The following is a 20293-nucleotide window of genomic DNA, read 5'->3' as shown; positions in this document are numbered from 1 at the left end:
GCGCCGCTGCGGGCTGGGTCGGGTTACGGAGCTGGCTCGGCGACGGCCCGTAGATGAACGCTGCCGCCAGCGCGATGGCTGCGACCAACGCGCCCAAGAACCCTGCCGTCGATTGTGAGCGCATGCCGATCATCCCCTCGCCTGCGCGGATTGATATCAAAAATCGGCCGGCCGCAACAGGATTTGGGAACCTATTTCGCGGCGGCCTTGCGCCGGGTGAAGGCGGTCACGATGTCCTTCTGCGCCAGCTCGATCGCGCGGTTGGCGGTGGTCAGATTCGCGTCGGCATCCTGCTTGGGAAACTGCAGCGACAGGAAGTCGATCAGCGACACCCGGAAGTTCTGCCGCTCTGAGGGACAGACATTGGCGATCAGCGAGGTGAACTCCTGGTCGGACATCGCCTTGTTGCTGTCACGGGGATATTCGCGGGCGAGACAATTCCAGTAGGCGTCGCGGCCGGTGATCGCGAGCTTGTGCGCATCGTCGACCTCGTCGGCCATTGCAGCGAACGATATGGCAGCGGAGGACGTGATCAGCAGAGCGGCCGCAACCAGCATGCGCATGTGTTGTTCTCCGTTTTGGCGCATCGTAGCGAAGAGCGACAGCAACGATAAGCATCCCCGCGCCAATCTGGCAAACTGGCCAATCACGATTATTTTGACTACTCTCGACCCCTGTTCCCTCCCTCACGATGAGTGCAATCGTGGCCAAAGCTCCCACCAAGGCGACCAAGACCGACGCCAAGAAGACCAAGACGGACGCAGGCAATATCTATATCGGCGTCGGCGGCTGGACCTTCGAGCCGTGGCGCGGGGTGTTCTATCCGGAGAAACTCACGCAGGCGAAGGAGCTGTCCTACGCCGCCTCGAAGCTGACCTCGATCGAGATCAACGGCACCTATTACGGATCGCAGAAGCCGGAGAGCTTTCGCAAATGGGCCAGCGAAGTGCCCGACGGCTTCATCTTCTCGCTGAAGGGGCCGCGCTTCGCCACCAACCGCCGCGTGCTCGCAGAAGCCGGCGATTCCGTGAAGCGGTTCTATGATTCGGGCGTGCTGGAGCTGAGGGACCGGCTCGGCCCGGTGCTCTGGCAGTTCGCGCCGACCAAGAAGTTCGACAGCGCCGATTTCGGCAAGTTCCTCGAATTGCTGCCGCGCAAGCTCGACGGCCGCGCGCTGCGCCATGTCGTCGAGGTGCGCCATGACAGCTTTTGCGTGCCCGAATTCATCGCCCTCATACGCGAGCACGAAGTGCCGGTGGTGTTCGCCGAGCACGGCAAATATCCGGCGATCGCCGACGTCGCCAGCGACTTCGTCTATGCGCGGCTGCAGAAGGGCAATGACGAATTGAAGACCTGCTATCCGCCGAAGCAGCTCGACGCCTGGGCCAAGCGCTTTCAGGACTGGGCCGGCGGTGGCGAGCCCGACGATCTGCCGAAGGTCGACAAGACGGCGCCGAAGAAGGCGCCGCGCGACGTGTTCGCCTACGTGATCCACGAGGGCAAGATCCGCGCGCCCGCCGGCGCGATGGAATTGATCGAACGGGTGAAGTGAAGGCGAAGCGATGGCGAAGGCGAAGCGGCTGTTCACCATCGGCTACGAGCAGACGCCGTCGAAAGCCGTGCTCGACGAGCTCGCGCATGCCGGCGTGAAGCTCCTGGTCGACGTCCGTGCGGTCGCCTCCTCGCGCCGGCCCGGCTTCTCCAAGACCCAGCTCGCCGCCGGCCTCGACGAGCGCGGCATCGGCTACGTCCACCTCCGCGGCCTCGGCACGCCGAAGAGCGGACGGGAAGCAGCGCGCAGCGGGCAATATGCGCTGCTGCACAAGATCTACTCAGCGCACCTCAAGACGGTGCAGGCCAAGGAGGAACTCGACGAGCTGTCGGCGCTGGTCAAGAAGTCCGGCCCGGTGTGCATCCTCTGCTACGAGCGCGACCACGAGCACTGCCACCGCCGCTGGATCGCCGAGATCATCGAGGAACGCGACGGGGTCAGGATCGAGAACCTCGCCGCGCCGCAGGTGGTCTAGCCGGCCTCGCTGGGCACGCGCAACGTCCCCTGCATCATCTGCACACAGGCGCCGCCGACATGCGCCGATATGTTTGCACCGTCCTGCTTGCGGACGCGGGTCAACAGCAGGCTCGGCCGGCCCATGTCAAAGCCCTGCCCGATCGTCAGCTTCACGGTGCCGTCACGCAGCGGATCGAGCGCGGCCAGCAGCGCGGCCGCGGCGACCGTGGCGCTGCCCGTCGCCGGGTCCTCGATCAGGCCGCTTGCTCCCGGAAAGAACATCCGCGCCTGCAGATCGCAAGGCGCTTCCGCGGCGGGGACATCGCGCGTGTAGAAATACGCGGAGAATGCGCCGTCGCGCGGGAAGAAACGGCCGAACGCCGCCGCATCCGGCTTAGCCCGCCGCACCGCATCGCGCGATGCGACCTCGAAGACCAGGAATGGTGTTCCGACACCAACCACCTGCGGTGTCTGACGATCCGTCCTGACGTCGTCTGCCGTGAGCGAGATCAGGCTCGCGACCTCGCCGGCGGAGAATTGCGACAGGCGCGACAGCGGCTGCGGCGCGGTCAGTTCGGTAGCAACGACTCTGCCGCCGTCTCGCGTGATATCGACCGGCACCAGCCCCGCCTTCTCCTCGAACACCAGACGCGGCTTCGGCTCCTTCGCAAGCTGCGCCAGCACGAAGGCGGTCCCGACATTGGGATGCCCGGCGAACGGCAGCTCCCTGACCGGCGTGAAGATGCGAACGTTGGCGTCGTTGGCCTTGTCCTGCGGCGGCAGCACGAAGGTCGTCTCCGAATAGTTGAACTCGGTCGCGATCGCCTGCATCTGCGCGGTCGACAGCCCCTGGGCGTCGAGCACCACGGCGAGCGGGTTGCCGCCGAAGGCGCGGTCGGTGAAAACGTCGACAGTGATATAGCGCCGCTGCATCTTGCGTGTCCTTGTGCTCCGGTCATCCGCGACCGATGGCGTCATCGTAGCACGGCTGCAACGACGCCCGTCAGAGCACTCGGTACAATCGCCCGCGAGCTAGAAGCGAAACAGCGCACGCGGCGATGCGAGCACACGCGCCCGCTCATCGGCGTCGGTGACGAGCTCATCGAGGAATTTGCGGTTCTTCGCATAGTTCTGCGTCGATTCGAATTGAGTGTGCGGCCAGTCGCTGCCCCATAACAGCCGATCGACGCCATAAGCATTGCGCAGCAGCGGATACGCCTGCTTCGCGAATGCCTCTCCGTTGGGACCATTGCGGTATGGCGCCGAGGTCTTGACCCAGACATTGCGTGTCGCGCCAAGCTTGAGCACGGCCTGGAATCCGGGATCGTCGACGCCGAGCTTCGGATCGGGCAAGGCGAAGTGATCGAGCACGACCTTCACGCCCTGGTCGAGCAGCCGTGGCGCGAGAACAGCAAGATCGCTGGCGTTGCGCTGGATCTCGACCTGCCAGTCGAGCGTCCTGATCTGCGCCAGCAGCGCCGTCCACTCCGCCGACGTCAGGTCGGGCAGCTGCTGGCCGACCAGATTGAGACGGATGCCGGCGACGCCGGCGCGATCGAGCGCGCGAAGCTCGTCCGTCGCGACCGTGGGATCGACCACCGCGATGCCGCGCAGGCGGCCATTGGTCGCCTTCAGGCATTCGACCAGATAGGAATTGTCGGTGCCGAGAAAGCTCGGTTGCACCAGCACGCCATTGGTGATGCCGTTCTGATCGAGCTGCTGCAGATAGAGCGCGAGCGGTGCGTCGTAGTCTGGCGCATAGCGGCGTCCCGGCGCGAGCTTCAGCCCGCGATGAAAGACGTGGGCGTGGGTATCGATCGCCGGTTGCGGCACCTCAGCCCTCACTTTGCGCGCCAATCCGCCTGCCGATAGCGCGGCAACCATCCCCGCGGCAAACCGGCGCCGCGTCAAGCCATGTTCGTACGATGTCATGATCATTCCTCATCATCACGCGCGCGCAGCGGTGGCCTGCTCGAAAACCTTGCCGCGGGTTTCCGGCAGCATCAGCACCGCGACCAGCACCAGCGAATAGGCGAACGCCGCGTCGATCCCGATCGCAGCCCCAAGGCCGATGTGATCGCTGAGATAGCCGACCAGGAAGGGAAACGCGGCGGAGACGATGCGGCCGAAATTGTAGCAGAAGCCGACGCCGGTACCGCGGACGCCGGCCGGATAGAGCTCGCTGAACAGCGCGGCCATGCTGGCCGGAATGCCCGCCGAGAAGAAGCCGAGCGGGAAGCCGAGCACCAGCATCTGCGAATTGGAGAGCGGCGCGAAGATGTAGACCAGCACCGTCACGACGCAGGCCGCTGCGAACAGTGTCACATTGGCGCGCCGGCCGATCCGGTCGCTGATGATTCCCGAGGCCACGCAGCCGCAGAAGAAGGCAACGATGATGACCGCGAGATAGGCGCTGGAGCCGAGCACCGAGAGATGCCGCACTTCGCGCAAGTAAGTCGGCAGGAACGTCGTCAGCGCGGCATAGCCGCCATGGGCGCCGATGCCGAACAGCCCGCCGATCAAGGTCGAGCGCAGCACGTCGCGGTGGAAAATTCCGGCAAGCGTTGCGAAGAACGGCGGCTCGGCTTGGCGCGATGCGGCCCGCGGCGGCTCCTTCAGCCCGCGGCGGATGTAGAGGATCAAGAGCGCCGGAATCAGGCCGACCGCAAACAGGATGCGCCAGGCGATATCGGCCGGCGCATAGGTAAACACCAGAGCCGAGAGCAGCACCGCGGCGCCCCAGCCGACCGCCCAGGCGCTCTGCACGGCGCCCAGCGCCTTGCCGCGATGCTCGGCGCGAATGATCTCCGCCATCAGCACCGCGCCGCAGGCCCATTCGGCGCCGAAGCCGACGCCCTGGATCGCCTTCAGCACCAGCAGCTGGGTGTAGTTCATCGCAAACGCGCAGGCGAAGGTCGCCAGCGCAAAGGTCGCCACCGTGATCTGCAGCGCCTTCACCCGTCCGAAGCGGTCGCCGAGCGCGCCGCCGAGCCAGCCGCCGAACGCGCCGAAGAACAGCGTGACCGAGCCGAGCAGACCCGCATCGGCCTTGCTGATCCCGAACGCGGTGATCAGCGCCGGAATGGCGAGGCTGAACATCTGGACGTCGAGCGCATCGAGCCCCCAGCCGCCAAAGCTTGCCCAGAAGGTGCGCCGTTCGAGCGGCGAGCATTCGCTGTACCAGTTTGCCATCATTCCTCCCTGAAATGTCTTGTGTTGTTTATTTGCTTGCCGCGCTCATCTGATCTCGGCGTGGTAGCGGAAGCGATCCGCCGGCCCGCGCGAGCGGCGCCATTCGATCGGCCGCCGCTCCAGATCGAAGGCCAGACGCTCGATCACGATCAGCGGCGCGTTGGCTTCCAGCCGCAGCAGGCGCGACTGCATCTCGGTTGCGATCTCGACGGTGAGGATTTCATCGGCGGAGACCACGACCTGGCCGCAGCGGTCCTCGTAGAGCGGATACAAGAGATCGCCGAACTCGGCGGTGTCGAGCGCCAGGATCGCCTCGAAGCGCGACCGCTCGAGCCAGATCTCCTCGGCGAGCAGCGGCACGTCGTCGATCAGCCGCAGGCGCGACAGGCTGATGACGGGCTCGCCGACGCCGATGCGCAGTGCCGACGCAACGGCCGTCGTCGCCGGCATCGCCTTGCGCCGCACGATGCGGCTTTGCGGGACGCGGCGCTCGCCGGTCTCGGACTGGAAGCGGAAGAAGCGGAACAGCGAGGAATTGAATCGGGCGCGGCGCACGAAGGTGCCGCGCCCTTGTTGGCGCTCCAGCACGCCGTCGCTGACGAGCTGATCGATCGCCTTGCGCACGGTGCCGATCGCGACGCCGTAATGCGCGCCGAGCTCGGCCTCCGACGGGATCAGGTCTCCGGGACGCCATTCATTGCGATTGATGCGCGCTGCGAGATCGTCGCGGAGACGCTGATAGCGCGGCAGGCGGTCGTCGAGGGCCGAATTCATCTAGTCATCTATATGAGTATATGACATTGCGTCAATCACTACTAAAATACCTCTAATTGCTAGGAGCTGCGGCCTACCCCAGTTGCCAGACCGCCACGGGGTGCTCGTAGCCGCGCACCGGGATATCGCCGCGCGAGACAGCATCCCTGCATTCGTCGCCGAGCGCGTCGCGCACCGCGGCGGAGATCAGGAATTGCGAGCCGAGCTCCTTGTTGAGCGCCTCGAGCCGGGCGGCAAAGTTCACGGTGTCGCCGATCACGGTGTACTCCTTGCGCCGCGGCGAGCCGATATTGCCGGCGACGACCTCGCCGACATGAATGCCGATGCCGATGCGGAGCGGCCAGCTCGACGTCGCGTTGGTGCGCTCATTGGCGGCCAGCATCTCGCGTGCGGCGGCGACCGCCTGATGCGCGGCGTCGCCGGCCTCGAACGGCGCACCGAACAGCGCGAGGAAGCCGTCGCCCAGGAACTTGTTCACAATGCCGCCGTGACGATCGAGGATATCGACCAGCACGGCGAAAGCGCCGTCGAGCCGGTCCACCACCTCCTGGGGCGAGCGCGTACTCGCCCCCGCGGTGAAGCTGCGGAAATCGACGAACATCACCGCGACGCGGCGGATGTCGCTCCCGGTGCCGGCCCCCTCGGTCATCAGGCGTTCGACCACCTGCGGCGAGACGTGCTGGCCGAACAGATTGGTGATGCGGTCGCGCGCGGTAGCGGCCGCGATGCTGGCCGCGAACTGCCGCCGCAACTGCATGCCGACAGTCCCCGCAAGCACGCCGGCGATCAGGATCACGGCGCTGCGCGCGCAGTGGTAGAAAAAATCCGGCTCGGGGTCGAGCGTCCCCTCGGGGCGATAATACATCGCCATCCAGAACAGTTCCGAGGCCGCCACGAAGCCGGTGAAGGTCGACAGCCAGAAGTCCAGTCGCAGGGTCGAGGCGATGATAAAAATGAAATAGACCAGCGGCGCGACCCAGCCGAGTGCTGCAACCGGGCCCATACTGTCGATATGCAGGGCGAGTGCGACGGTGGGCATCGACGTCTCGATCAGCGCGCCGACATACCGCCTGATGATCGGCAGGTCGCGTCCCTGCCTCCTGTACCAGCTGATTGCGCCATGCACCCACAATTCGAACAGGATGAACGGCGTAATGACGGAATAGAGATAGGACGGCTTGAAATTGCCGTGCCACACCCGGACCAGCGCGTCCGGAGCCGTGAAGTAGATCGCGGATGTGAGCACCGAGAATGCCAGGGCAATGCCGATCAGCACCTTGATGCGAAGCAGCTCGGTGGTCATCACCTCCTGCATCAGGGCGTGATGGAAGTCGGCGGAGACCGTCGTGTCCTGCGTCGTCTTATCGCCGCCCCGCCAGCCAGCCATCGTCATCGCCCCGGTCACCATACCAGAATGACTCCTTGCTCATACTAGCCTCAATCGAGCGTGCGGCGGAAGCGCGTCACGGCGACGGTCATGGCGAACAGCATCAGGGCAGCAAGCGCAATCGTGTCATATTGCAGGTTCGGCATCGCCGCCCCCTTCAGCATGATGGCACGGACGATGCGGATGAAATGGGTCAGCGGCAGGACCTCGCCGATATATTGCGCCCAGACCGGCATGCCGGCGAACGGAAACATGAAGCCGGAGAGCAGGATGCTCGGCAGGAAGAACATCATCGAGAGCTGCATCGCCTGCAGCTGGTTCTGCACGATGGTCGAGAATGTATAGCCGATCGACAGATTGGTGGTGATGAACAGCGTGGTCAGCAGCCCCAGCAATGTGAGGCTGCCGAGCACCGGTACGCCGAACAGCAGCACGCCGATGCCGATGATCAGCCCGGCCTGGATGAAGCCGACCATCACGTAGGGGATGATCTTGCCGAACATCACCTCGACCGGCTTGATCGGCATCGACAGCAGGCTTTCCATGGTGCCGCGCTCGATCTCGCGTGTCACCGACAGCGCGGTGAAGATCAACATAGTCATGGTGAGAATGGTCCCGACCAGGCCGGGCACGATGTTGAGGCGCGATTCCGCCGCCGGGTTGTAGCGGGCATGGGCGCGGATCTCGAACGGCATTTCGGGCGGATCACCGATGTGCAGGTCGTGTGCCAGCGCGCCCTGCACCAGTGGCCCGAGCGCGCCAAGCGCCGAGCCCGCCGCGACCGGGTCGGTGGCATCGGCCGCGACCAGGAGCGCCGGCTTGTCGCCGCGCCGCACCGCGCGCTCGAAGCCGCGCGGGATCTCGACGCCGAACAGCACCTTGCCGGACTGCAGCAGCTCGTCGAGCTGCTCGACGGTGTGCACCTCGCGTGTGAAGCGGAAATAGGCGGTGTTCTCCATAGCCTTCAGGATCGAGCGTCCGAGGTCGGAATCTTCCTGTAGCAGCACCGCAGTCGGCAGATGCCGCGGCGTGGTGTTGATGGCGAAGCCGAACAACAGGAGCTGCATGACCGGAATGATGATGATCATGGCGAACGACACGCGGTCGCGGCGAAGCTGGATGAACTCCTTGACCAGCATCGCGTAGCTGCGGCGCCAGAAGCCGAACGCCGGCTCCCTCTCTTCGCCATTCCGGATCGTATCCGTCGCACTCATGGCACTTATCCCTGACGATTATCCTTGGAAATTGTCCTTGGAGCGCCCCATCAGATCGATGAAAACATCCTCGAGCGACGGCTCGCTCGGCTGCCAGCGCCACTTCGAATTGTCGCGATAGGGCGTAATCGCGGCTTCGAGCGCCGCCTTGTCGCGGCCGGAGACGTGCAGGCTGGTGCCGAACGGCGCCACCATGTCGACGCCGGGCTTGCCGGTCAGCTCGGCCATCAGGCCGTTGAAATCCTCGCCGGTGACCGTCCAGGTCGACAGCCCGGACTTCGCGATCACCTCGTCCACGGTGCCATGCGCCAGGAGATGGCCGTAGGCGATGTAGGCGATCTCGTGACAGCGCTCGGCCTCGTCCATGTAGTGGGTCGAGACCAGCACGGTGAGGCCGTCGGCGGCAAGCGCGTGGATCTCGTTCCAGAAATCGCGCCGCGCCTTGGGATCGACGCCGGCAGTCGGCTCGTCGAGCAGCAGCAATTGCGGATTGGGCAGCGTGCAGGCGCCCAGCGCGAGCCGCTGCTTCCAGCCGCCAGACAGCTCGCCGGCGAGCTGTTCCTCGCGGCCCTTCAGTCCGATCCGCGCGATCATATCGGCTGCGGCGCCGCGCGCGTCCGGCATGCCATAGAGCCGCGCGACGAACTCCAGATTCTCGCGCACCGACAGGTCCTGGTAGAGGCTGAAGCGCTGCGTCATGTAGCCGACCTTGCGCTTGATCTTGTCGGCATCGCGCCGGATGTCGTAGCCGAGGCAGGTGCCCTCGCCACTGTCGGGTGTCAGCAGGCCGCACAGGATGCGGATGGTGGTGGTTTTGCCGCTGCCGTTGGGGCCGAGGAAGCCGTAGATTTCGCCGCGCTTGACCTGCATCGACAAATCGTGGACCACCTCGCGTCCGCCAAACGACTTGGTCAGGCCCTTCACATCGATCGCGATGGAGGATGCGCTGGGCTGCGTGCTGGTGGGGCCGCCGTTCATCTGCGCTCCGCCACCGGCGTCTTTGAGTTGGTCTTGGGGTTGAGGTAGACGCTGATCGGCTGACCGACTCTCAGCACATCGGGCCGGCTCGGCCGGGCCTGGATCAGATAGACCAGCTTGTTGCGCTCATCGAGGCTGTAGATGACGGGTGGCGTGTACTCCGCGGTGGTGGCGATGAAGTAGATCTTGGCGGTGAGATCGGCCGCGCAATTGTCGCAAGTCACCCGCACCTCGTCGCCGAGCGCGAGCTTCGGCAGTTCGGTCTCCGGCACGAAGAAGCGCAGCTTCATGTTGCCGGGCGGCATGATCGACAGCACCGGCCGCTGCGCCTGCACCATCTCGCCCTCGCGGAAATAGATCTGCTGGATCGAGCCCGCGATCGGCGCAAAACCCTTGCGGCGGTCGAGCCGCGTCTGCGAGGTGTTGACGCGCGCCTCCGCGACGCGCAGCGCCGAGACGGCGGAATCGAGATTGGCCTGGGTGCCGGCGCCGGTGCCGCGCAGCGAGGCGGCGCGGTCGTAGCTTTGCCGCGCATTCGCCAGCGTCGCGTTGTTCTGGTTGAGATCGGCGCGCTGCAGATCGTCGTCGACCGTATAGAGCAGATCGCCGGGCTTGACCTCGTCGCCCTCACGCACATTGAGCTTGGTGACGCGGCCGGATTCGTCCGGGCTGACGAAGATCATGTCGGCCTCGACCCAGCCCTGGAAGCCGGGATCGCGCTTCTCCTGGCACTCGGCCAGCGCTGCCGCCAGCGCGACGACCGTCACGAGCTTCATCACGCGCGACGCGGTCATGTCTTCCTCCGTTCGCCGAAGATCAGATCGAGATGAATTTTGAACATCGCGAGCCCGTCGAGCGGCGCGTGGCGGGCAAACAGGCTCTGCCAGATCACTGCGACGATCGCGGGCGCCACGACCAGCTGCGGGAATTCCCCGAGCTCCCGATGCCTGATCTCGCCGCGCGTGATTGCGAGCTGGACCAGCGCGCGCATTGCGGCCATTCCCTTCGACACCACCTCGCGGAAATAGAAATCGGCGATCGCCGGAAAGCGCGGCCCCTCGGAGACAATCAGGCGGATGATGTCGCCGCGCCGGGTGGACACGATCTCGCGGATGAAGGTCTCGGCAAATTTCTCCACCGCGTCCCGCACCGGACCGGTGATGGGAGGCTGCGCCGTCATGCGGCTGATCAGCGGCACCAGCGCGGTGCGGATCAGTTCCTCGAACATCGACTCCTTGTCCTTGAAATAGAGATAGAGCGTGCCCTTGGCGACGCCGGCCCGCTTGGCGACGTCGTCGAGCCGCGTCGCGGCATAGCCGCGCGCGATGAACTCATCCATCGCCGCCTCGATGATCGCAGCCCGCCGCTCCGCCGATTTCTCGGCGCGGTTCGAGGCGGGCTTCACCTCAGGCAGTTTGGCCGAGGCCACCTTCGGGGTCCTCGCCGCGGCGGCGCGGATCGCGGTCCGGCGGGCGGCAGGCAGGGTGCGGGTCGTCCGTTCGATGCGCTTTGTCATGGCAACAATTATGACTGACTAGTCAGTCATTGTCAATTCAATGGAGGGTAACGCGTTCCCTTACAAAAGGTTGCTGTTCGCTGGCTTGAGCGTGATCAAATCACCGCGCTGGATAACGCCCGTCACCAGGCATGCGCGCGTGCTTTGACGGCATCGATGCCCGCACCCCTTCGTCATTCCGGGGCGCGCGTAGCGCGAGCCCCGGAATCCATCAAACCACAGTACATGTGGTGGAATAGATTCCGCGCTCGCGCTCCGCACGCCCCGGAATGACGACGGAGAGAGTTGGCCCGGCTACGCGTGAAACTTCAGCCCATCGAGGATCTTGTCGACCACCTTGCGCTCGGCGCGGATGGCGAGGCCGACCAGATTGAGGTCGGTGCGCGCCACCGCCCTCACCACCTCGCGGTTGGCGGCGTCATGCGTGGTCTTGAACATGTCCTCGGTGTAGAGCGCCGGCTTCACGTCGCGCGCCAGCGCGCGGTCCAGCGCCCGCGAGAGCGCAGGCCCGTCGGCGCCGTAGATCAGGATCGGCTGGCCGATCAGGGAGAGATATCTCGTCCCCGAGCCGTCCTCGTAATTCTCGCCGATACATTCGGGAAAGGAGGCGGCAATGCCACCGGCGAGAAACGACGCCACGTTGAGCTTCTGCCAGACTTCCAGGTCAGTGCGGATCACGACCGCGATCTTGGTGTCGAACTGCATGACGACAAATCTATCCGCAGGCTGATGGCCAACACCAGCCCTGACGATGCATCTCTCGCCTGCCCGTCAGACGCCGGCGTTCGTTTCCTGCAAGGCCTCCGGGGACCGCGGGCTCATGCGGGCTACAAGCTAACCCCTGCCCTGGCCCTTGGCGTCACAGGTCCAGGCGCGGGCTGGCAGGATAACAATGGTCAGCTCCTGCGCCGCGTAGTATTCTTCGGGAATTCGATTACGATCAACATATTTCGAGCATTGCATCATGATCAGCAAGGCCGATGTAGTTGTCATTGGTTCGGGCGGATTGGGCGCGGCCACAGCCTACTACCTGAGCAAGCGTGGAAGTCTCAGCGTCGCGCTTGTCGACAAGCATGAGATCGGATCGCAAACCTCGCCCCGCGCGGCAGGCATGGTGAGTTGCGCCCGCACGAGCGACTTGATGGTTGGCCTCATCCAGGACGCTTGCCGCAAGATCGAAACATTCACGGAAGAAACCGGCCAGCCGCTCGACTGGGTCCACTCGGGCAGCTTGAAGATTGCGCGTCGGCCGCAGGATGCCGAAGTGATCGAGACCGATTTCGAGCGCGGGCACCGCATGGGTCTCGATGTCGAACTGATCTCTCCGGAGCAAGCGAGCCGTCTCAATCCGTTTTTGCAGCCGACGGGCGTCGTCGCGGCGATGCGGATCGGCGACGACCGGTATTTCGACCCGGCACAGGTTGCCGTCGGTTTCGCCAGGGCCGCGGCGGCCCAGGGCGCAACCTTGCTGCCGAAGACCGACGTACGCGCCGTGAACATCGTCGGCGGCAACGTGATCGGCGTGACCACGGCGAACGGCGTCATTGAATGTCCCGTTGTTGTCGATGCGGCCGGTGCATGGACGCGGCAGGTCGCGGAGGCAAGCGGAATTCGCGTGCCGCTGGTGCCAACCCGACAGCAATTGATCGTGACCGAGCCTTTGGACGGTGTGCGTGCCGACTTGCCGATGATCCGCATCATGGATGCCGCGGTGTATACGCGGCCGTGTCAGGGCGGTTTCCTTTGGGGTGTCTACGAGGAAACGCCGCGCTTCTTCGATATGGAGAAGCTCGGGCCCGGCTTCGACGTCAAGGACATGCCGCTCGACATCGACGTGCTTCATGCAGCCGCCGATGCGGTGAAGGATCAGCTCCCGTTCCTGCAAACCGCCAAGGTACGGGAATTTCGCGGCGGCATTCCGACCATGACCGCCGACGGCCATCACATTCTTGGCCCAGCGCCCGGCGCGACAGGCTTCTATTTCGCAAGCGGGTGCAACGTCGCCGGTCTCTCGATCTCGCCGGCTGTCGGCGAGGCGCTCGCGGCCTGGATCGTCGACGGCCAGCCGCCGGTCGACCTATCGCCGATGTCGGTCACGCGGTTCACGGACCAGTCGTGGTCTGAAGCCCAATTGCAGAGCGATGCCGCCTGGCAATATCGCCACTTCTATGGCGCGGTCTGAGCTTCTGCCGAACGTCCCGGCTCGAGGTCATCAGCACATTTCGGCTTCGTCCAGCGCGGTGGACGTTGCGAACCCGCGCGCGGCTAGCCCTTGGCGTCGCAGGCCCAGGCGCGGATCACGCATTCCTTGCCGCCGTATTCGTAGCACTTCCTGGTGGCGGCATTGAGCGAGCTCGAGATCTTCGGCGCCACCGCGTAGCCATGGGCGCCGCAGGGATTCTTCATGTCGATCGACAGCGCGGCGCAGGCGCGCTTCATGGTGACGGTGGTGCAATCGCCCTTGCACTGCTTCAGCGCCGCGGCGCGCGCCGCGCCTTCTGCGGGATAGTCGTAGGCCTGGCCATACGCCCCGCACTTGCCGACCGCGAAAGCGCCCGCCGCGCGGGCCTTGGGGATGAAGTTTTCCACGGAGAAACGCGTGGCACCGAGCAGCAACGTCAGGACAAGTATCGTCAGCGCGCGGCGCTGCGCGGCGGCGGTCGAAATGATCAAGTGGAAATCCCCCAAAGTCCGGCGCGGACTGTACGCGGGGGTCGTTTCCAGATGGTGAATGACGGGTTGATGGACGATGGTGCTCCATCCACTCGTCGTCCCGGCGAAAGCCGGGACGACGCGGATAGATTAGCTCCGCCTCGCCGCTTCCAGCGCCTGCGGCGTGTCGATGTCGAGGAAGGCGCTGTTGCCTTCGACCGGGACCTCGGCGACCACCTCGGCATGCTTGGCGATCAGATGACGGGCGCCGATGTCGCCGTCGAGCGTCATCAATTCCTTGAAGAAGCGCCGCGACCACAGCACCGGATTGCCGCGACGGCCTTCGCTGACCGGCACTGCGATCAGATGGCCGCGGTCAGGCGCGAAGGTTTCGATCAACCGATCGATCAGCTGCGCATCGATCAGCGGCATGTCGCCGAGGCAGACGATCGCGCCGTCGGCAGAGTCGGAGACCGCCGAGATACCAGCCTTCACCGAGCTCGCAATGCCGCCGGCGAAATCCGGGTTGCGCACGAACTTGACCTTGAGCCCGTCAAGTGCCTGCTCGACCAGGTCGCCCTGATGCCCGGTGACGACGATCACCTCCGAAGCCTTCGAGGCCAGGGCCTGCTCGGCGACGATGCGCGCGAGCTTCTTGCCGTCGAGTTCGGCGAGCAGCTTGTTCGGACCGCCCATCCGGGTCGAGCGGCCGGCGGCAAGCACGATCGCCGCGACGTTGCGGTTGCCCTCGGTGTCCGGCACGGTGCGCGGCTGCGGCCGCGTCACGATCTCCATGAGAAGACCGCCGACGCCCATGCCGGTGAGGTCCGACCGCGTCACCTTGATGCCGGCGAGCAGCCGCATCAGCACCCAGTCGAAACCGTTCTCGACCGGCGAGCGCGCGCAGCCCGGCGCGCCCAGCACCGGCACGCCGCCGGCGCTGCCGATCAGCAGCAGATTGCCGGGATCGACCGGCATGCCGAAATGCTCGACCGCGCCGCCGATCTCGGTGATTGCGGCCGGGATGACGTCGCGGCGGTCGGCGATTGCGGATGCGCCGAACACGATGACGAGTTCGGCCCCCAAGCCGAGCAATTCCTTGATCGAGGCGGCGAGCACGGTCTCGTCATGCGGCACGCGGCGCTCTGCAATGATTATGGCGCCGGCCGGGGCCAGCCGCTCGGCGGTGACGCGCAGCGTCTTGTCGATCACCTTCGGCGCAAGGCCCGGCAACAGGGTCGAGACCACGCCGACCTTCTTGATCACGTAGGGCGCGATCCGCAGCGTGTCCTTCCCCGCGACTGCGACGGCGGCATCGCGCAAGCGCCCCTCGACGCCGAACGGGATCAGCTTGACGGTCGCGATCATCTCGCCTTCGACCACCGGCTTGTAGGCCGCGAGCGTCGCGAAGGTGATCGCCTCGTCGACGCCGTTGATGCGGTCGACCGCGGCACGGTCGACCACCAGCACGCCGGGGCGCGCCGCGAACAGATTGGCGCGGCCGGTGAAGGCGCGCTCGACATTGACGCCCTCGCCCGCCACCGCCTGCGCGATGCTGGCGGCAGCGACATCCTCGGAGACGTCGCCCTCCTCCAGCCGCACCACGACGACGTCCTTGACGCCGGCCTTGGTCAGCGCCTCGACCTCAGCCGGGCCGATCGTGGTGCCCTTCTTGAGCACCAGCGCGCCCTGGCGGAGCGTATGCACGGTGACGCCGCCAATCGCGTCGGCTGGACTGGCGGGACCGAACTTCATGCCGCTTCTTCTTTTTGTTTGGGGGGCAGACGCAGCTGCGCGGTGATCTCGGCCATGATCGCGACCGCGATCTCCGACGGCGACACCGCGCCGATGTCGAGACCGATCGGCGCGTGGATGCGCGCGATGTCGCTGTCTTTCGCGCCCTGCGCGCGCAGCCGCTCGGCGCGCTTGGCGTGGGTCTTCCGCGAGCCGAGTGCGCCGATATAGAAGCACCCGCGGTCGAAGGCGTGCAGCAGCGCCGGATCGTCGATCTTGGGATCATGCGTCACCGCGACGAACGCGGTGTAGTGATCGACATTGAGCGGCGGCAGCGCGACGTCGGGCCATTCGGCGACCAAGGGCACGTCGGGGAAACGCTCCGGGCTCGCAAACGCGGTGCGCGGATCGACCACCGTGACGTCATAGTCGAGCGAGCGCGCCAGCGGCGCCAGAGCCTGGCTGATATGCACCGCGCCGATGATCACGAGCTTTGCGGTCGGCGCGTAGACGTTGAGGAACAGCTTTTTGCCGGATACCTCGACATTGCCGCTCTTGCCCATCCGCAGCTGCTTTGAAAGCTCGGCACGCAGCGGATCGGCAGCGATGTCCGCGGCCTTGACCAGGCGCTGATCGCCATTGGCGGTGTCGGTGACGATGATCACCGGGCGCCGCGCGGCGCGCTCGGCGTTCAGCTCTTTGAGGATCTCGAGCTTCACGGCTAACCGACCTTCTCGACGAACACGCGGATGGTGCCGCCGCAGGACAGGCCGACATTCCAGGCGGTCTCGTCGGCGACGCCGAATTCGAGCATCTTGGGCTGGCCGCTCGCGATCACGTCGAGCGCTTCCGTGACGACGGCGCCCTCGACGCAGCCGCCGGAGACCGAGCCGAGAAACGTGCCGTCGTCATTGATGACGAGGCTCGAGCCGGCCGGGCGCGGCGCCGAACCCCAGGTCTCGACCACGGTGGCGAGCGCTACGCCATGGCCCTGCTTCTGCCAGGTCTCGGCGGCCTGAAGAATGTCTTCGTCGCGGTTCAGCATGGTGGCCTCCTGCTATGGGGTCAGGCTTCTTAGGCAACAGAACGGATCAGGCTGCGGTGGTGCGCCGGCGGCGGGGATGACAGCGCCCCGATCAAGCCCTTGATGGACGTCAAGTTATGCACCGGGCGAAATTCGTCAACGTGGGGCAGCATCATTTTGATGCCCTGCGCCTTGGCCTCGAAGCCCGAATAGCGCAGCAACGGGTTGAGCCAGATCAGGCGGCGGCAGGAGCGGTGCAAACGGTCCATCTCGAAGGCCAGTTTGGCATCGGCCTCCCGTTCTAGTCCATCCGATATAAGGAGGACGATGGCGCCCTGCCCGAGCACCCGGCGGGCCCACAGCTGGTTGAAGGTGTGCAGCGAGGTCGCGATCCGCGTCCCCCCCGGCCCAGTCCTCGACCGAGGACGAGCAGCTCGCCAGCGCCTCGTCGGGGTCACGCGCCCGTAACGCGCGCGTCACATTGGTCAGGCGGGTGCCGAACAGGAACACCGAGACCCGCTTGCGGTAGTCGGTGATGGCATGCAGGAAGTGCAGGAACAGGCGGGTGTATTCGCTCATCGAGCCGGAGATATCGAGCAGCGCTACGATCGGCGCCGGCTTCTCGATCCGGCCGAGCTTGCGGATATCGATGATCTCGCCGCCGGTGCGCAGCGAGTTGCGCACGGTGCGGCGCATGTCGAGCCGCAGTCCGCGCGCGTCCGGCTGGTAGCGGCGGGTGACGAGCTCGGCCTGCGGCAGCCGCATCTTGGCGATCTCGCGCGTCACCTCGGCGATCTCGGCCGCGGTCATCTGCGCAAAATCCTTCTTCTGCAGCACCTCCTTGTCGGAGACCGAGAGCTTCAGCTCCTGCTCCTGGGCCTGCGGCCGCTCCTCGCTCCGCGCCGGCTGCGCCATTGCCTCCTGGACCCGGCGCGAGGCCGGCGGTGGCTTCTTCTTGGCGTGGTCGGGCAGTGGCACCGAATCCAGCATGCTCTTCCACTCCTCGGCGGCGCGGAAGAACAGCATGAAGGCCTGGCGGAAGATCAGCGCATGCTCATGGCGCTTGACGAAGATCGCCTCCAGCGTGGCGTAGAAATCCGAGCGGTTGCCGACCTCGATCAGCTGCAGCGCGTCGAGCGCATCGATCACCGAGCCTGGCCCGACCGGAAGCCCGGCCGCCCGCAGCGCGCGGGCAAAGCCGATCACGTTGTCGGCCATGTGGCCGGTCGGAGGCGCGAGGTGGTTGATCGCCATTGGAATCCATTTCCCGTCGTTCCGGGGCGCACGCGGAGCGGGCGAACCCGGAACCTCGAGATTCCGGGTTCTATGCTTCGCATCGCCCCGGAATGACGAATGCTATTGCGACGCGCGACTTACGTCTCGCTCGTCGCTTCCTTCAATGTCTTCTGCAACGCATCGCCCTGCATGCGCGCGATGTCGTCCTGGTACTTGAGCAGCGCGCCCAGCGTGTCGCCGACCACCTGCGGCGTCAGCGAGCGGGCGTCGAGCTCGGACAGCGCGGTGGCCCAGTCGATGGTCTCGGCGACACCGGGCGACTTGTAGAAATCCTGGCTGCGCAGCGCCTGCACGAAGCGCACGACCTGCTGCGACAGTTTTGCGGAGATGTTCGGCACCCGCGACTTGACGATCGCGAGCTCGCGCTCGGCCGAGGGATAATCCACCCAGTGATAGAGGCAGCGCCGCTTCAGCGCGTCATGAATCTCGCGGGTGCGGTTCGAGGTGATGATCACGATCGGCGGCGCCGGCGCCTTCACGGTGCCGAGCTCGGGGATCGTGACCTGGAAGTCGCTGAGGATTTCCAACAGATACGCCTCGAACGCCTCGTCGGCGCGGTCGAGTTCGTCGATCAAGAGCACCGGCGGGCCGGCAACGTCGGGCTCGAGCGCCTGCAACAGCGGCCGCTTGATCAGGAAGCGCTCGGCGAAGATGTCGCTCGCGAGCTGGTCGCGATCGGTGTCGCCGGAGGCTTCCGCCAGCCGGATCGCGATCATCTGCGCCGCACTGCTCCACTCATAGACCGCGGAGGCGACGTCGAGGCCTTCATAGCATTGCAGGCGGATCAGCTTGCGCCCGAGCGCCGCCGAAAGCACCTTGGCGATCTCGGTCTTGCCGACGCCGGCCTCGCCTTCGAGGAACAGCGGCCGGCCCATGCGCAGCGCCAGATAAGTCACGGTCGCGAGCGACCGCTCGGCGAGATAGCCGCGCGAGGTCAAGAGCTCCTCGAGCGCATCGACGGAAGTGGGTAACGCCGATGCACTCATGGAACTGCCAGTCTTCGAACAGGGGTTAGCAAAATCACGCGTCAGATCTAGTCCTTGGGATCCGGTTTGGATCTAGTCCCTTGGATCTAGTCCTTAGCTAGTCCTTGGCGTTGGCGGCTTCCACCGCCCGGCGCGTCAAAACGCCGATCAGATGGGCGCGGTATTCGGCACTGCCGTGCAGGTCGCTGTTCAGCCCTTCGGCCGGAACCGCGATGCCGTCGAGTACCTTGTGCGAGAAGCGCTTCTTCAAGGCCTCCTCGAACGCGGTGGCGCGGAACACGCCGTCCGAGCCCGCGCCGGTGACCGCGACGCGCACGTCGGACGGACGCTTGGCCACGAACACACCGACCAACGCATAGCGCGAGGCCTGGTTGCGGAACTTGATGTAGGCCGCCTTCTTCGGCAGCGGGAACATCACCTTGGTGATGATCTCGTCGGCCTCCAGCGCGGTCGAGAACAGGCCCTGGAAATACTCCTCGGCCTTCAGGCGGCGCTTGTTGGTGACGATGGTCGCGCCCAGCGCGAGCACCGCCGCCGGATAGTCCGCGGTCGGGTCGTTGTTGGCGAGCGAGCGCCGATGGTGCCGCGGTGGCGCACCGCGGGATCGCCGATCAGCCCGGCCAGTTCGGCCAGCGCCGGGATCGCCTCGCCGACAACAGCAGAGTTCGCGACGTCGGCGTGCTTGGCGGTGGCGCCGATCACCAGCGAGCGGCCCTTCATCTCGATCGTGTCGAGACCTTCGATATGGGAGAGGTCGACCAGATGCGGCGGGCTCGCGAGCCGCTGCTTCATGACCGGCACCAGCGTGTGACCGCCGGCGATCAGCTTGGCGTCCTCGTTCTTCACCAGGAGGTTGGCGGCCTGCCGCACGGTGCCGGGACGATGATATTTGAATTCGTACATTGGAATGTCCTGATCGCGATCGCGACGAATTGCTGATTAAGCGAGGTCCGACTTGTTTAAGCCAAGTCCGATTTGGCCATCGCCTTGGCGCCGGCGGCGATCGAGGCCACGATGTTCTGGTATCCGGTGCAGCGGCACAGATTGCCTTCCAGCTCCTCGCGGATCACCTCGTCGGAGAGCTCGTGGCCCTTGCGATGGACCAGGTCGACGGCGGTCATGATCATGCCCGGCGTGCAGAAGCCGCACTGCAGGCCGTGATGCTCGCGGAAGGCCTCCTGCATCGGATGCAGCGGCGCGCCATCGGCCGCCAGCCCCTCGATGGTCTTGACCTCATGACCGTCGGCCATCACCGCGAGCGTCGTGCAGGACTTCACCGCCTTGCCGTCCAGGTGCACGACGCAGGCGCCGCACTGCGAGGTGTCGCAGCCGACATGGGTGCCTGTCAGCCGCAGGTTTTCGCGCAGAAACTGGACCAGAAGGGTACGGGGGTCGACGTTCGCGTTAACGGGGTTGCCGTTCACGATCATTGAAATCTTGGCCATCAGCACTCTCTTATCTGCGCCACCGCATATCGGCGAAGCAGGCGGTTTAAAATCATTCCAGACGGCATAATATGGGCGCGCCCCGCG

General features: G+C 65.5%; 20 protein-coding genes and 2 pseudogenes. 3 read left to right on the top strand and 19 right to left on the bottom strand.

Going from position 1 to position 20293, the window contains the following annotated elements; translation table 11 throughout:
• Positions 1–191: 191 nt before the first annotated feature.
• Positions 192–563: a hypothetical protein gene (locus tag AC628_RS18215; RefSeq protein WP_074128132.1), complete on the bottom strand. Its 372-nt coding sequence runs from the start codon at positions 561–563 to the stop codon at positions 192–194.
• Positions 564–703: 140 nt separating this feature from the next.
• Here AC628_RS18215 and AC628_RS18210 point away from each other — a divergent pair, with 140 nt between their 5' ends.
• Together AC628_RS18210 and AC628_RS18205 are read left to right on the top strand one after the other, a co-directional pair.
• Positions 704–1552, top strand: a complete 849-nt coding sequence (locus AC628_RS18210; protein ID WP_074128151.1) for a DUF72 domain-containing protein — start codon at positions 704–706, stop codon at positions 1550–1552.
• Between the two features lie 10 nt (positions 1553–1562).
• On the top strand, positions 1563–2027 hold the full coding sequence (locus AC628_RS18205; RefSeq protein WP_074128131.1) for a DUF488 domain-containing protein: 465 nt from the start codon (positions 1563–1565) through the stop codon (positions 2025–2027).
• On the opposite strand, the gene AC628_RS18200 is transcribed toward AC628_RS18205, so the two are convergent.
• The 10 genes from AC628_RS18200 to AC628_RS18155 all read right to left on the bottom strand — a co-directional run bounded on the left by AC628_RS18200 (position 2024) and on the right by AC628_RS18155 (position 11774).
• Positions 2024–2941, bottom strand: coding sequence for a PhzF family phenazine biosynthesis protein (locus AC628_RS18200; RefSeq protein ID WP_074128130.1), 918 nt, complete (start codon positions 2939–2941; stop codon positions 2024–2026). The genes AC628_RS18205 and AC628_RS18200 overlap by 4 nt on opposite strands.
• A gap of 99 nt (positions 2942–3040) precedes the next feature.
• Positions 3041–3940 (bottom strand): amidohydrolase family protein, encoded by a 900-nt coding sequence (locus AC628_RS18195; protein WP_074128150.1) that lies wholly within the window; start codon positions 3938–3940, stop codon positions 3041–3043.
• A 15-nt stretch (positions 3941–3955) separates the two neighbouring features.
• Positions 3956–5200 (bottom strand): MFS transporter, encoded by a 1245-nt coding sequence (locus AC628_RS18190; protein WP_074128149.1) that lies wholly within the window; start codon positions 5198–5200, stop codon positions 3956–3958.
• A gap of 45 nt (positions 5201–5245) precedes the next feature.
• The gene (locus AC628_RS18185; protein WP_074128129.1) at positions 5246–5974 is read right to left on the bottom strand and encodes a GntR family transcriptional regulator; all 729 of its coding nucleotides are present in this window, start codon (positions 5972–5974) and stop codon (positions 5246–5248) included.
• Between the two features lie 73 nt (positions 5975–6047).
• On the bottom strand, positions 6048–7367 hold the full coding sequence (locus AC628_RS18180) for an adenylate/guanylate cyclase domain-containing protein (RefSeq protein WP_502689746.1): 1320 nt from the start codon (positions 7365–7367) through the stop codon (positions 6048–6050).
• 44 nt (positions 7368–7411) lie between these two features.
• A complete protein-coding gene (locus AC628_RS18175) occupies positions 7412–8575 on the bottom strand; it encodes an ABC transporter permease (protein ID WP_050629209.1) in 1164 nt (387 codons plus the stop codon).
• 18 nt (positions 8576–8593) lie between these two features.
• Positions 8594–9553: an ABC transporter ATP-binding protein gene (locus AC628_RS18170; RefSeq protein ID WP_074128128.1), complete on the bottom strand. Its 960-nt coding sequence runs from the start codon at positions 9551–9553 to the stop codon at positions 8594–8596.
• Positions 9550–10329: an HlyD family secretion protein gene (locus tag AC628_RS18165; protein WP_168193397.1), complete on the bottom strand. Its 780-nt coding sequence runs from the start codon at positions 10327–10329 to the stop codon at positions 9550–9552. Before AC628_RS18165 ends, AC628_RS18170 begins: the two co-directional genes overlap by 4 nt.
• A gap of 14 nt (positions 10330–10343) precedes the next feature.
• Positions 10344–11069, bottom strand: coding sequence for a TetR/AcrR family transcriptional regulator (locus tag AC628_RS18160; protein ID WP_074128126.1), 726 nt, complete (start codon positions 11067–11069; stop codon positions 10344–10346).
• A 294-nt stretch (positions 11070–11363) separates the two neighbouring features.
• Positions 11364–11774, bottom strand: coding sequence for a DUF2000 family protein (locus AC628_RS18155; RefSeq protein ID WP_074128125.1), 411 nt, complete (start codon positions 11772–11774; stop codon positions 11364–11366).
• Positions 11775–12033: 259 nt separating this feature from the next.
• Here AC628_RS18155 and AC628_RS18150 point away from each other — a divergent pair, with 259 nt between their 5' ends.
• Entirely contained in the window at positions 12034–13251 is a 1218-nt protein-coding gene (locus AC628_RS18150; RefSeq protein ID WP_074128124.1) for an NAD(P)/FAD-dependent oxidoreductase, read from the top strand.
• 83 nt (positions 13252–13334) lie between these two features.
• Here the strand turns inward: AC628_RS18150 and AC628_RS18145 are convergent, their stop codons facing one another.
• From AC628_RS18145 to AC628_RS18110, 8 genes and pseudogenes are all read right to left on the bottom strand, one after another.
• A complete protein-coding gene (locus AC628_RS18145) occupies positions 13335–13685 on the bottom strand; it encodes a DUF4189 domain-containing protein (protein ID WP_502689747.1) in 351 nt (116 codons plus the stop codon).
• A 186-nt stretch (positions 13686–13871) separates the two neighbouring features.
• Positions 13872–15476 (bottom strand): NTP transferase domain-containing protein, encoded by a 1605-nt coding sequence (locus tag AC628_RS18140; protein ID WP_074128123.1) that lies wholly within the window; start codon positions 15474–15476, stop codon positions 13872–13874.
• Complete coding sequence (locus AC628_RS18135) at positions 15473–16174, bottom strand: XdhC family protein (RefSeq protein ID WP_074128122.1); 702 nt, start codon at positions 16172–16174, stop codon at positions 15473–15475. Before AC628_RS18135 ends, AC628_RS18140 begins: the two co-directional genes overlap by 4 nt.
• A gap of 2 nt (positions 16175–16176) precedes the next feature.
• A complete protein-coding gene (locus tag AC628_RS18130; protein ID WP_021077800.1) occupies positions 16177–16500 on the bottom strand; it encodes an XdhC family protein in 324 nt (107 codons plus the stop codon).
• A gap of 29 nt (positions 16501–16529) precedes the next feature.
• Positions 16530–17733: pseudogene (locus tag AC628_RS18125) on the bottom strand (vWA domain-containing protein).
• A 119-nt stretch (positions 17734–17852) separates the two neighbouring features.
• The gene (locus tag AC628_RS18120) at positions 17853–18761 is read right to left on the bottom strand and encodes an AAA family ATPase (RefSeq protein WP_074128121.1); all 909 of its coding nucleotides are present in this window, start codon (positions 18759–18761) and stop codon (positions 17853–17855) included.
• 97 nt (positions 18762–18858) lie between these two features.
• Positions 18859–19664, bottom strand: a pseudogene (locus AC628_RS18115) (FAD binding domain-containing protein).
• A gap of 56 nt (positions 19665–19720) precedes the next feature.
• Positions 19721–20206 (bottom strand): (2Fe-2S)-binding protein, encoded by a 486-nt coding sequence (locus tag AC628_RS18110; protein WP_016840414.1) that lies wholly within the window; start codon positions 20204–20206, stop codon positions 19721–19723.
• Positions 20207–20293 lie beyond the last annotated feature (87 nt).

Source organism: Bradyrhizobium sp. NAS96.2 (assembly GCF_001908235.1).
In the GTDB taxonomy this organism is placed as follows: Bacteria; Pseudomonadota; Alphaproteobacteria; order Rhizobiales; family Xanthobacteraceae; genus Bradyrhizobium.
Note: the sequence above shows the minus strand (reverse complement) of the source record. Positions and strands in the feature narration are given on the sequence as shown.